This window comes from Flavobacterium sp. YJ01 (genome assembly GCF_029320955.1).
GTDB lineage: Bacteria > Bacteroidota > Bacteroidia > Flavobacteriales > Flavobacteriaceae > Flavobacterium.
This window is the reverse complement of sequence record NZ_CP119757.1, coordinates 4,776,215-4,790,640: the sequence shown is the minus strand read 5'-3', so window position 1 is coordinate 4,790,640 and position 14,426 is coordinate 4,776,215. Positions and strand designations below refer to the sequence as shown.

At 33.8% G+C, this 14,426-nt stretch carries 8 protein-coding genes; all 8 read right to left on the bottom strand.

The window, feature by feature from the left end:
- Positions 1–23: 23 nt before the first annotated feature.
- Positions 24–1,649, bottom strand: coding sequence for a RagB/SusD family nutrient uptake outer membrane protein (locus P0R33_RS20830; protein WP_276173081.1), 1,626 nt, complete (start codon positions 1,647–1,649; stop codon positions 24–26).
- A gap of 11 nt (positions 1,650–1,660) precedes the next feature.
- A complete protein-coding gene (locus P0R33_RS20825; RefSeq protein WP_276173080.1) occupies positions 1,661–4,765 on the bottom strand; it encodes a TonB-dependent receptor in 3,105 nt (1,034 codons plus the stop codon).
- Between the two features lie 649 nt (positions 4,766–5,414).
- Complete coding sequence (locus P0R33_RS20820) at positions 5,415–6,446, bottom strand: LacI family DNA-binding transcriptional regulator (protein ID WP_276173079.1); 1,032 nt, start codon at positions 6,444–6,446, stop codon at positions 5,415–5,417.
- A gap of 60 nt (positions 6,447–6,506) precedes the next feature.
- Complete coding sequence (locus P0R33_RS20815) at positions 6,507–7,448, bottom strand: ROK family protein (RefSeq protein WP_276173078.1); 942 nt, start codon at positions 7,446–7,448, stop codon at positions 6,507–6,509.
- A gap of 240 nt (positions 7,449–7,688) precedes the next feature.
- The gene (locus tag P0R33_RS20810; protein ID WP_276173077.1) at positions 7,689–8,378 is read right to left on the bottom strand and encodes an SGNH/GDSL hydrolase family protein; all 690 of its coding nucleotides are present in this window, start codon (positions 8,376–8,378) and stop codon (positions 7,689–7,691) included.
- 301 nt (positions 8,379–8,679) lie between these two features.
- Complete coding sequence (locus P0R33_RS20805) at positions 8,680–9,576, bottom strand: carbohydrate kinase (protein ID WP_276173076.1); 897 nt, start codon at positions 9,574–9,576, stop codon at positions 8,680–8,682.
- Between the two features lie 39 nt (positions 9,577–9,615).
- Entirely contained in the window at positions 9,616–11,307 is a 1,692-nt protein-coding gene (locus P0R33_RS20800) for a RagB/SusD family nutrient uptake outer membrane protein (protein ID WP_276173075.1), read from the bottom strand.
- Positions 11,308–11,320: 13 nt separating this feature from the next.
- The gene (locus tag P0R33_RS20795) at positions 11,321–14,425 is read right to left on the bottom strand and encodes a TonB-dependent receptor (protein WP_276173074.1); all 3,105 of its coding nucleotides are present in this window, start codon (positions 14,423–14,425) and stop codon (positions 11,321–11,323) included.
- Position 14,426 lies beyond the last annotated feature (1 nt).

Sequence of the window (14,426 nt, the reverse complement as noted above, 5' to 3'; positions counted from 1 at the left end):
TTTATTTATTAGGTTAGTTAGTTTTACCAGTTTGGATTTTGAGATAGATTACTGTTAATCAAACGCTCATCTCTTGGTATTGGCCATAGATAATGTTTTCCTGGATCAAAAGTTCTTAAGTTTACTCTTAAATAACCGTTGTCAACAGAAGACACTCCGAATTTTGCTCCGTGTGCATAACCATTTAACACATTTTCAGCAATTTTCCATCTTCTGATATCGAAGATTCTTAAACCTTCCATTCCAAATTCTGTACGACGCTCATTTCTAATCACTTCTCTTAGTCCAGCTTGTCCTAAAGCGCTATTAAATCCTAAAGCGGCTCCATCTGTAAAACCAGCGCGAACTCTAATTGCTCTGATAGTCTGGTCCCAAACTGAACTTGTCATTTGGTTTAATTCATTTTTAGCTTCTGCATACATCAACAAAATATCTGCATAACGGAACAACATTAAATTTAAACCTGAATTTAAAGAAGTTAAATGCTGTGGATCGTAATATTTGCGTGTGTAATATCCAGTTGGCGTTGCAGATGAACCTTGAACAAATTCGTCTGTAGCATTTCCTGGAGAAGAGCCTGGTTTAATGTAAATTGTACGTGAAGATCCATCTGCTTCTTTCCAAACATACTGATCGTAAACTACTGTAGCTGTTAATCTTGGATCTCTATTTACATACGGATTGTTTTCATTATAACCAGAACCCGCTTCGTTGATTTTCTTTCCATTCAACATTAAATAGCTATCAACCAATTCTTGAGTTGGTGCCAAAGCATTTAATCTTGCTCCAGCTGAAAGTGGTGCCATATCAAAAAATTCGCCCCACATTCTAAATTGAGGAACATATTGCAAGCTTAAAATATCTTCGCTATTGTATTCATTTTGTGGAAGAAATAAACCTTCGTAAGAAGGAAAAAGACTGTACTGACCGTAATTATTGGCTATAAATTGCTCTGTAACTTGTGCAACTCCAGCCCAATCTCCTTCATATAAAAGAACTCTTGCTTTTAATGCAACTGCAGCTCCAACTGTAATTTTGCCTCTATCAGCCTCAGCTTGTTGGTTATTTTTTTGTAAAGCTGGAATAATTGCATCCAATTCGCTTAAGATAAACTGAACCACTTCTGCATGAGAAGTTCTGCTTAAAGTTGTTGATTCTTCTAAAGAAGGATCTTTTTTAAGAAGCGGAATATCTCCAAACCAGGTTGTTAATTGAAAATGCTGAAATGCTCTCAAGAAACGTGTTTCAGCTTTCATTCTTGCAATAACAGTCGCGTCTGCATTCGGTACACGATCAATATTTTCTAAAATCAGATTACAAGTTTTGATACCTGCATAACGATTTTTCCATTCGTCTTTAATTCTACCCAATGACGGATCATACAATCCAGCACCAATTGAAGCTGCACCGGCGTTGTCTCCTCTACCGTTATAAGCATTATCTGAAAGTGCTTCATTATAAAAGAAATACTGACTGTTTTGCATTTGCGAATAAGCCGTATTTAGAAAAGTCTGCGCTTTATCAACACTTGTCCAATAGGTTGTATCTGTAAATTGGTTTTCAGGTACTTGGTCAAGGTCTTCACAACCTGCCAATAGTAAAAATGCTACTACTGGTATAAATTTTATTTGTTTAAGTATATTTTTCATTTTATTTCTTTTTAAAAGCTAACATCAATACCCATTCCGTAATATACCTGCGATGGATAAGCCCTACCGCTGTTTGCTCCATTTGTTGACATACTATTATTGAACTCAGAAAGCTCTGGATCAACAAATTTAACTTTAGATAATGTCAACAAGTTTTGTCCTGAAACATACACACGGAATTTACTCATACCTAACTTTTTAGCAACATCATCTGATAATGAGTAACCAAACTGTACGTTTTTAAGTCTTGCGTAAGCACCATCATACAAATACATATCTGAACCTCTTCTGAAGTTATTTGTATTCGATTGCGTTCCGTTGTTAGCTAGACGAGGATATCTCGCATCTGGATTTTGAGGTGTCCAGTAATCCAATTGATGTGTATACATTGTCATACCATAATTGTAGTGAAAAGGTTCTACCAATTCTCCTCTAATCATCATGGTTCTTTTTCCAACTCCTTGAATGAAAATGCTTAAATCGAAATTTTTATAATCTACATTATAAGTTGCTCCGAAAGTGTATCTAGGAAATGGATTTCCGAAAACGAATTTATCATTATCATCAATTTTTCCATCTTTGTTCACATCAACATATCTGTTATCTCCTGGCTGAACTGTAATTCCTTCTGGAACTGCAGCTCCTTGAATTTCTTCAACACTTTGAAAATAACCGTCTCTTTTTAAACCAACATAAGAATTAAATGGAAGTCCTTCGCGAAGTATTACTTGCAATTCTTCTACTCCTGTTAATCTTTCTTGTCCGTTAAATTCAAGTACTTTATTTTTCGAATCTCCAAAATTTACGGTTAAACTTTGGTTTACAGCTTTACCTTTATGACGGTAAGTTGCGCTTATTTCCCAACCTCTATTTCCAACTTTACCAGAGTTAAAATCAGGAAGATCTGTTCCGTAAACTCCTGGAACTTGAGGCGGAACCAAAATGTCTGAAGTTACTTTATCGAAGAAATCAAATGAGAAACTCAAAGCGCCTTTAAAGAAATCAGCATCTAACCCTACGTTGAAAGTTGCCGCTTTTTCCCACTGAATATCTGGGTTTGCAAAGTTGTAACCTGTTCCACTTTGTACGTTATTATTAAATCCGTAAGCGTTTTGGAAAGTAAAATAAGTCGTTTGGTATTGATAATTTCCAACGTTTTGGTTTCCAAGAATTCCGTAAGAAGATCTTAATTTAATATTCCCTACATTATCTCTGTAGCTTTCCATGAAATCTTCTTTTGTAAGTCCGTAACCTACTGTCACAGATGGAAAAAATCCCCATCTTACATCGTCTCTAAATTTAGAAGAACCGTCATATCTAAAGCTGAATTCGGCGAAATATTTGTCTTTATAATCGTAACCTGCACGACCAAAAAGCGAATTTAAACTGCTTGTTGAAGAAGCTGGATTACCATTAGGATCAGTTCCGTTAGAAGTGTAAGAGTTTTTTCCGATTACAGTTTCACTTGTTGGCGTTCCTAAATCTGGATCATTAAATTTTGTATATAAAGCTGATCTTCTTTCTGAACGGCTTTCGTTAGAAACACCCACTAAAGCACTTACGTTATGATTTCCGAAAGACTTAGTATACTCTAACATAAACTGCGTATTCAAATCAAGACTTTTTTGATTTTCTTCGTTTGTATCGCGATCTGCACCATAAATTCCTTGCGGTAAGAAATTAACTTGCATAGTTCTCGCATACATATTTCCAGACCATAAACGTCCTCCAAAAACACCTTTAACTTTAAAGTCGCTTGTTAATTTGTATTCTGCATTAAAAGCTCCGAAAACATCATCATTATCATATTTTCTAAAACCACCTTTTTCTAAAATTCCTAATGAGTTAAATTGCTGCAAAACATCATTTGTCAAGAAATTACCCTCTTCATCTTTTTGAGTATAATATAATGGAACCCTGAATGCGTCTACCATTAAAGTACTTGTGCTAGAAGAATGATCTGTAATTTTTTGTTTAGAATAAGCTAATGTAGACGTCAATTTGAATTTACCATATTCATTGGTAAGATTGATTCTGAAATTGTAGCGCTCCATTCCTTTTTTTGGTCCAACGAAATTACTTTCTTGATCCAAATAACCTAAAGAAACTAAATAAGTAGAATTTTCACTTCCCCCCGAAATAGAAAGATTCTGATTTAATTGCAATGCTGGTTTTACAATTTCTTCTGCAAACCATTCTGTATCTCCTTTTGCTTTAAGTTCGGCAATTTTTTCAGCTGTAAAAACTGCAGTAGATTCGCCAGAGTTGTAAGCAGCTTCGTTCCTTAACATTGCATTTTCGTAACCGTGAACAGGACGTGTAAAGAATTTAGGCGTATTATAACCTGCCAAACTGCTATATTGAATAGTCATCGGGTTTCCTTTACTACCTTTTCTAGTTGTAATAAGCACAACTCCGTTACTTGCTCTAGATCCGTAGATGGCAGCACTACCAGCATCTTTTAAAACCGAAACACTTTCTATGTCTGCTGGATTTAAAGCATTAATATCTCCTCCAACAATTCCGTCAATTACGATTAACGGACTATTATTTCCTAATGTACTGATACCTCTAATATTAAGATTCAGTCCAGCACCAGGTTCAGAGTTTGTCTGCTGAATAGTTAAACTAGGAGCTTTTCCTTGCAAAGCCAAAGTAGTATTTACATTTGGTCTACCGTTAAAAGCATCATTATTAACTTGATCTATCGCTCCTACGACTTTCTTTCTTTTCTGTGTACCATAACCTACAACTACAACCTCATCTAAAGCTGATACATCTAAGTCCATGGCTACATTAATAACACTTTTATTATTCACTTTAATATCGACTGGTTTGTAACCGATCATAGTGAATCTTAAAGTTGTACTACCATTTTGTAATGAAATTGTGTAGTGTCCGTCAAAATCTGCGTTAACCGCATTTCTAGGATCACTAACATCCATCACAGTTGCACCTGGGAGAGACAGGTTGTCTGAAAGAGAAGTTATAACCCCGGAAACCTGAGTTTTTTGGTTCTGCGCGGCAAGATGGTTATACCCGCAGCAAAGCAAAGCAATTGTGAGAAAAAAATGCACACGGAGCATTTTTTTCATTCTGCAATTCGAATGTTTCATCATGAAATATTTTGGTTAGTTAGCAATAATTGAGTCAATAATAAAAACAAAAGAAGGTTTGGAGAGGAACCTGCTGAAGTAGTAAAACAGCAAATAAAGTTTTTAGATTGATTAAAAGTTCCGGCAATTTTTAATCGTTAAAAAACTAAAGCGGCTATAATAACTTATTAACTCATAGCAAACATACTAAAACGTTTTAGTAAAAAAAATTTTTTTTTACTAAATATAATTTTAATGTTAATTTTTAAAGATATTCACTTATTTAAGAGATTGTATTGAATATAATTCAAATAAAAACAACGAAAACGTTATAAAACAGCTTTAAAATCAACAGACTTAAATTAAAGTTAAAATCAATTTGCAAGGAATATCAAGATTTTAACACTTAAAAAAGACAAAAGACATTGCTAAAAAGATGAAAGACGATATACAGCCGACGAAAGGAAAAAATAAAGAAGAAAGAAGCAAGATTTAAGACTTATAAAAATTAAGAAAAACAAGCTAGATTGAAGGTAAAAGTCAAACGAATTTTTATTGTCATCAGAAAGAAAAATTCGAGAATTAAAAACTTATTTATATAAAAAAACTAACCTGAAATCAATCTAAAAGATGAAATCAGGTTAGTTTTTAAATTTTAAAAATCTCTTTATTATTTCTGCTTCGCTAATGAAGACTCACGAATAATCAGTTCTGTCTTTAAAACGATTTTCTGATGCGTTTCAGAAACGTCTTTTTTCTTTAAAAGCGGCAACATTACTTCCATCAATTTTGTACAGATTTCTACCAAAGGTTGCGCAACAGATGTTATGGTTGGATCGTAAATTTTAAACATATCATTGTCGTCAAAAGCGATCAATCCTAAATCTTTAATCAAGTTTTGATTGGTTTCTTTCAAAACCTCTAATCCGCTTTGTGCAAGATAGTTGGTAGAAAAGAAAACGGCATCTAAATCTTTATTTTCTTCGAAGAACTTTTTAATGTACTCTTTAGCCTTTCCTTTTATAATTTCATTAAAAGGAATTTGAAGAACATGCGGCTCTAAACCATTTGCTTCCACCGCTTTTTCATATCCGTGCAAACGTCCATACATCTGACTTTGATCAGAAGCCGTACTTACAAAACAAATATTTTTAAACTTGTTATCCACTAAATGTTGTGTTGCATCATAAGAAGCTTGTTCATTATCAATTACAACACTGTTGCAATCTAATCCTTCATAAAATCTATCTAATAAAATGACAGGAATATTGTCTTTAATAAGATTTTCAATAGTATCCTTTATTCCTGGAGACGGAACGATAATAAATCCGTCAACTTGGCGAAAATTAAATAATGTAATAAGTTCATTGGCTTTTTCGTCATCATTTTCGTTGCTGCAGAAAATAACTTTATAGCCTTTTTCATAAGCAATATCTTCAAAAATGCGGGCAAGCTGAGAGAAGAAATTATTCGATATATCTTCAACCATAAAAACCAACAACTTTGACTTTCCTGTTCTAAGACTTTGTGCTATTTGATTTGGCCTGTAATTAATTAGCTTGGCATAATCTAAAACCTTTTTTGTCAATTCTTTAGAAATGTGTTTTTCTTTTGCCTTACCATTTAACACAAAAGATACCGTTGTTACAGATATCTTCAATTCCTCGGCAATATTTCTAATAGAAACAGGTTTTTTCTTCATTTTTAGATTCTTTTTATTTTAAATCCACAATTTTGTTCAAATATAGTAAAGTATTGTTTATTAGAAATAAGGAAGCTCAGTCTTAATTCGTTCCCAGAAAACTTCATTATATAAATAACTAGAACCTAAAATACTCGTCTGCTCAGTGTTTTCAACAATTGAAATATTCAATTCTATATTTTTCTTTTTGAGATTTTCCTGCACTTTTGTTAAAAACAAACGATGCGATTTAGCAATATTTCCGCCAATAATAAGCAGATCAGCTTCAAAATCTATTATAAACGGAGCTAAAAATTCGCTTAAATTATTTGCAAAATCATCAAAAATTTTAGCAGTTGAGAAGTTCTCAATTCCAGCAATTTCTTTTACTCCATCTGTCAATTTATTCCCAGTATTTTTCTCGTATTCTTTTAAAAACCATCTTGTTGAAAAATAACTGTCCGCAATATTATCCTTAAAAGGTTTATCCCACAAACAACCATTATGAGGCACATTATTTCCTTGCGTAAGCGGTAATTTATTATCTAAAAAAGCAGCTCCAAAACCAGTTCCTAAAGTGATTGCAATAACTTTATTTTCAGTAGATGAATTCTCTCTAAGAGATCCTCCAACTCCGAAACAACTCGCATCGTTAAGAAATCTAAAACTAACATTTTTAGTATTCAAATATTTTATAAGTTCTTGAGAAACAGAAACATTATACAACGATTCGTATTTATCATTTCCTTCAAACATGGCAATTCCGCTTTCATATTGAAAAGGTCCCGGCATAGAAAATGCAATTCCAATTTTATCATTTGAGAAATAACCAGAAGTTTTCTCCACAGCTTCAATTGTCTGATTAATTACTTCTGCCCATTTTTTTATGATAGCTTCTTTAGAAGCTTTACTATCTACGGCACCACTAAAATATGTTTGAGGAATTATTACAAAGTCATTACCATCTACGGCGGCACTGCTTATATGGCTTCCGCCAATATCTACACCTATTGTTATTGACATTTCTACTATTTTTTAAATTATTTCTATAATTAATCGCTTAATTATTTTTAATTGTTTAATCTATTCAATTGCAAACGTGGCGTCTTTTTAAAGCTTTATAAATAACATTTCAAACCTAAAAAGAAAGTTTTTTAGCATTTGATACTTTATTGTCAAAAAACAATACTATTTCCATGAACTCATTCGGTTGAACTAAAGAAAAACTCTCCTTTTTAATTTAAAACAAGAGAATGAAGTCATTTACTTTTTAAGCGCTTTTGCAATTATTTTTTCTAAAATTGGCTCCATAACAGCGTATCCAGCTTCATTTGGATGAACACCGTCTGTACACAATTCTGCTTTTAAACCCATTTCATCATTGACCATAGCCGAATAATAATCTACATAAAAGAGTTTATTTTTTTCTGCGTATGATTTAATGATTTTGTTTAATGCAATTACTTTTGGAGCAGGCTGCATTCCTTTTCTCCATTGAAAATCTAATGCTGGTAAAATCGAACAAACAATAACTTTTATACCGTTTTGTTTTGCCAATTCGCACATCGAAAATATATTGCCAGAAGTAGCGTCAACGGAATATGGACCTGTGTTTTCTGCAATATCATTTATTCCTGCCAAAATAACAACAACAGCTGGTTTTAGCGCAATTACATCTTGCCTGAAACGAAGAAGCATTTGCGGTGTAGTCTGCCCGCTGATTCCTCTATTGATATATTTTTTAGAATTGAAAAAATCTGGTCTTTTGTTTATCCAACCTTCAGTTATAGAATTCCCCATAAAAACCACACGGCTATGATCTTTAGAACTTAAAATAGGAACTTTGGCATTTTCTTCTTTATATCGAGTAAGATTTGGCCAATCTTGACTGTAAGTTATCTGCAAAGCGAAAAAAAATAGTAAAGAGTAATAAAGTAAAGTTTTGGTTTTCATGCGCAATTACAACTTGGTTAAATTGAAAATTATCTTTTACTAATTATTCTATTTTATCTTAATTAAATCCGAATGTCATTAAATATTTAGTTATTATTTTTTTGATTAATAATTATGTATTTAAATTTATTTGATTTATTCAAAATAGAAAGAAAGAATCGCAAATATACTAAAACGTTTTAGTATACCAAATAAAGTGTATTTTTTTTTCAACTTTAATTTGAGATAAATTAAAAACCAAAAAGCCTTAAACAATAAACTGTTTAAGGCTTTCCACAAAAGAAATATAAGTTTTACACTTTTATTTCACCATTAAATTTTCGATTTTAGAATTCGAAATATCCGGATTTGCTCCTGGAGATTCTGCTACCAAAGCTCCTACTGCGCAAGCAAAATCGATGGCATTTTGAGGTTCGTTCCCATTTAATAAAGAAGTAATTAAAGCCGCTAAAAAAGAATCTCCCGCCCCCACGGTATCAGCGACTTTAATTGGATATCCTTCATTTTCATAGATTTTACCTTTCCAAAGTAATAATGCTCCATGCTTTCCTTTAGTAACGCACATAGCCTCGGCATTGCTTTGTTTTAGAATGAAATGCATATTTTCTTCCAGACTTTCAAAAGGTGAATTTAGAGCAGAGGCAATTTCTAATAACTCTTCATCATTAAACTTAATAAAATTGGCAGACTGCATTAACCGATTCAGAATTTCATAAGAATAATGAGGTTTTCTTAAATTGACGTCAAAAACTTTGTAAACATTTGTCTGCAACAATTCTTCTAAAGCATTTCGAGAAATAGCATCACGGCAAACCAAGCTTCCATAAATTAAAACCTCTGCTTCTTCGACAAGTTTTCTTGCTGTGTTATTAAGCACAATTTTATCCCAAGCTGATGGATAATTAATTTCGTAACTCGCAGATCCACGTTCATTTAGTGTAACTTGAACCAATCCAGTCGGAAAATCTTCTGCTATAACAATACTGTCTGTTTTAAGTCCTAAACTTTTTACCTGATTGATAATTGCTTTTCCGTCTTCATCATTTCCTACACAACTAATCATGGCAACTTCGCATCCAAATGTTTTCATTCGAAGCGCCACATTCAGTGGAGCTCCGCCAATCTTCTTTTCGTTTTCAAAAACATCCCAAAGCACCTCTCCATAAGCTACTGCTTTAAGGCTTTTTCCGTTATTCATTCTAAAATTATTTAATATATTGTTTTTTATTTTTTGCCTTTAATAGCCTGGATTTTGTTTGTAAAGTCCTTGGCTGAAATTAATTTGTTTTAAAGGAATTGGACAATATTCCTCTTTCTGTGCATCAAAATTAGCATCTTGATAATAAGTGCGTTTTGATTTTTCTCCTGCGTAAAAAGTGTTTAAAACTTGGTCTGTAACGCCCCAACGAACCAAATCAAAGAATCGGCTGCCTTCCATTGCCAATTCTAATCTTCGTTCCCATCGCATTGCTTTGCGGGCAAAATCTTGTGTCCAATTGCAATTAACTCCGTCAACATAAGTGCTTATTTTAAAGTTGTTTGCGTACGGAAGTCTGCCTGTACTTTGCGCCGCTCTTTGACGAATTTCATTAATTAAAGGCAAAGCTTCTGCTTGTCTTCCTGCTTCAATCAAAGCTTCGGCACGCATTAAAATCACGTCGGCATAGCGAATTTGAATTCTGTTTTTTGAATTTCCGTAAAACGGATCAATATTGACAAAACAACTACAGCTTGGTGCCACATTTTCTTTTAAAGAAGCAAAATAACCGTATGTTCCCGGAGAACGAACCCAAGATTCAACATAAACATATTCTGGATCGTATTTATAAGGCAAGCCTGGCATGGCAACCGTATGATACAATCTTGGATCTACCGTGTTTGCATTTCTGTTCTTATAATCAAAATCTTGATTGTTGTAAGTATCAAATTGAGGCAAACCATCTGCTCCAGTTTTAAAAGCATTAACTAAGTTCTGACTTGGTTTATGAAAATCGCAACATCCTAAACCTTGAGGAGTTGAAAGCACATCTGAAAAATTCAATCTTCCGTATAAAGTGCCATCATTATCAGAAAACTGAATAGAGAAAATCGATTCTGGTCCATTTTCATAAGTTCCAGGCAAAAAGTTATTGGCAAAATCAGGTTCTAAAGTTGCTTTTCCGATTACTTTTTCTGTAGCCGCAATTACTTCCTGCAAATGCTGTTGATTGATTCCTGTAACTTTAAAATTATCATCTTGCGTATACGCTTGATACAAACGTGTTTTGGCTAAATAAGCGTATGCCGCTTTTTGTGTCGCGCGACCAACTTGCGGTTGAGTTTCTGGCAAAGCATCGGCAGCAGCCTGAAAATCTTCTGCAATTCTATTCCAAAGTTCTTCGTTTGTAAGTGCTACGTTTGAGATAGTTTTGTATTCTTCAACTGGAATATCCTCAGTTATGTAAGGCACATTTCTAAACATAATTTTCAGCATAAAATAAAAATGTGCTCTTAAAAAACGCATTTCCGCAATACGTGTTTTTTTCAACGGAAAATCAGCTTCTGAGATTTGTTCCAAAGCTTTTAAAGCTTTATTGGCTCTCCCAACTCCAACGTAACTGTTGTACCAAAAAGTGTCTAATTCTCCAAAATCAGGTCTGATGTTATTCGAAACTTCAAAAAAGTGAAAAACCTGAATATCATTTGTACCACTTCCGCCTTTGTACGCATCATCAGAACGAACGTTTCCAAAAGGCCACAAACTATAAGGCGAATCGTAATGATCGTTTCCTAATTGCGCATAAGCTGCATTCATAAATCCTTCGATTGTTTCTGGCGTTACAATATCATCTTCTGATAAAACTCCTCGCGGATTATTTTCTAAAAAATCGGAACAGGAAGCGAATAAAACCATCACTAAAAATCCTGATATATATAGTATTTTTTTCATTTTCAATATTTTATTATAAAGTAAAATTAAGACCAGCAGTAAAAGTGGTAGGCTGAGGATAACCAAATCCTGCATTTTCTGGATCAACTCCTGTAAAATTTTTCGAATCTAAAATCAGTAAATTTTGTCCGCTGATGTACACTCTAAAACTTTCCATATTTATTTTCTTTAGAAAATCTTTTGGAAGGTTGTAACCTAATTGCAGAACTCTTAATTTTAGATAACTTCCGTTTTCTACATAATAAGTTGAAAATCTGTTTTCTGCATTTCTATCAACAGTTGTCAAAGCTGGAATTGTAGAATTCGGATTGTCTACAGACCAAGCATTTAACAATCGAGTTCCTTTATTCGATCCTACATCATCAACACTCCAAAAATCCGTTTGATATTTAGTATTATTGATTACGTCGACATTTCCTGTTCCTTCCCAGAAAGTAGTAAAATCGAAGTTTTTATAAGACAGATTTAAATTGATTCCGTATTGAAAACCAGGATTTGGGTTTCCAATCCAAGTACGATCTTTATCTGTAATTTGCCCGTCTCCGTTAAGATCAACGTAACGAATTCTTCCTAAACCTTTTCCTTCCTGAATTGGCGAATTATTAACCTGATCTTGCGTTGTAAACAAACCATCCGTTACATATCCGTACATAGAATTAATCGGTCTTCCTAAAATATTATCATTTAATCCGTCGCCGCCGTAATTGTTTTTAACCTCGTCTGGCAATTGCGTAATCTTGTTTTTATTGGCTGCAATATTTCCTGAAATCTCATATTTCAATCCAAACGATGTTTCATCTTGATATCCTAAAGAAACCTCCCAACCTTTATTTTCCATTGAAGCTCCATTTACCCAACGGTTTCCACCTTCTCCAATAACTCCTAAATAAGCTGGAAGAACCAAAATATCTTCTGTTTTTTTGATGTAATAATCAATCGATCCGCTTAATTTTTGTTTGAAAAAACCAAAGTCTAAACCAACGTTTGTCTGCGTTGTAGTTTCCCATTTTAAATCATCGTTTCCTGATTGCGTTGCGATAAATCCAGATGGAAGCAAGCCGTTTCCATTTCCTGCAATATCATAAGCTGTTCCGTAAGAAGTTGCCCAAGTCGGACTTCCGCCTGCGTAAGTTGCTAAGTAAAGAGAATAAACTGCCGTATTACTGATTTCCTGATTACCCGTTTGTCCCCAACCTGCTCTTAATTTTAAATCAGAAATTGCTGTGATATTGTTTTTAATAAAATTCTCGTTGCTGATTCTCCAACCTCCAGAAACTGCTGGAAAAGTACCAAACTGATTGTTTTTACCAAATCGAGAAGAACCGTCACGGCGAATAGTTGCCGAAAGCAAATAGCGATTATCAAATTCGTAATCTGCTTTTCCGAAATAAGAAAGCAAAGAATATACTGTTGAAGTTCCACTTGTAAAAGATTCTCCAGTTCCTGCATCAGGATACATATAATCTGGCGTTTCGATCAAGAAATCGTTTTTACGTAAAGTCGTTGTGTCGTAAGTGTCTTTATACATTTCGGTTCCAGCCATCAAATTCAAATTGCTTTTTCCAAAATTTAAACTGTAAATTGCTGTGTTTGTCCAAGTCCATTTATCGCTTACAGATTGGTCAATGGTAACAGAAGTTTGATCATTTTGTAAATAACCTGATTTATAGCTTCTTTGTAAAGTGCGTTTTTTGTAAGAGCCGTAATCAATACCGAAACTACTTTTTAGATGTAGATTTTTAACGATTTCTAAATCGGCATAAACATTCCCGAAAAGACGTAAATAATCGTATTTATTATCTTTATTATATTCTAAAAGACGAACAGGATTTTGTCTGTCGTTCATTCCGCCAACTGGTCCTCCCCATCCTATTCCATCAACCGTTCTAATCGGAATAATTGGCAATGCGCGCAACGCAGGATCTAAAACTCCTGGATCTGTAACTTCATTAGTTCTGTTTAAAGTAAAGTTTTCGCCAATTACCAATTTCCCATCAAAGTATTTGTATGAACCATTCATTCTTGCAGAAATTCTTTCAAAATCAGTTGTTTTTACGACACCTTCATTTCCATAATAACCCAATGAGAAAACATAACTTCCTTTGTCTGAAGCATTCGAAACCGATAAATCATAAGAATTGGCAACTCCAGTTTGCGAAACCGCATCATACCAATTGGTATCTGCTGATTTCAACGTTTGTTCTGCATCTAAATATTCTGGAATAATCACTCTATTTAATTGCGCTTTTCCGTTAACATTCGCCCAATCAAACTGATAACGAACATTATTAGTATTTGGATCTAAACCGTCATTAATATTAGCTTGCCATAATGCTTGCCCAAATTGGTTGGCATTCATAACACTCAATTTATTAGAATAGCTTGAAAGCGAAGTGTAAGTGCTGAAATTGATTCGCATTTTACCTTCTTTCCCTTTTTTTGTAGTCACAATAATAACTCCGTTTGAAGCTCTTGAACCATAAATACTCGCAGACGAAGCATCTTTTAAGACCTGAATCGATTCAATATCATTCGGATTTAATTCGTGTAATCCTGATTTAGTTGGCATTCCATCAATTACATAAAGCGGATCTGTATTGTTTAATGTTCCAACTCCACGAATTACAACTTTTGTATTCGCACCACTTGGAGAACCGTCAGAAGAAACTTTTACACCCGCAATTCTTCCTTGCAAAGCTTTAATTGGGTTGGGTTCTGGCTGTTTCATAAGTTCTTTTACACTCACAACGGCTACAGCTCCTGTAATATCGGTTTTCTTTTGTTTAGAATATCCCGTAACAACCACTTCATTCAATTGATTATTATCGACTTTTAAAGTCACGTTGATAGTTGTCTGTCCGTTTACCGCAATAGATTGTGGAGCATATCCTATAAAAGAAACTACAATTGTAGCATTTGAAGCAATGTTTTGGAAAGAAAAATTTCCATCAAAATCGGTAGCTGTACTTATATTTGTTCCCGAAATAGTTACAGTCGCGCCAGGCAACGGCATTCCGTCATCTGACGCAATTACCGTTCCTTTAACTTGATTTTCCTGAGCTGAAAGAATCAAGACTGGAAAAAAGAAAAATAGAAAATAAATGATTTTACTTTTCATA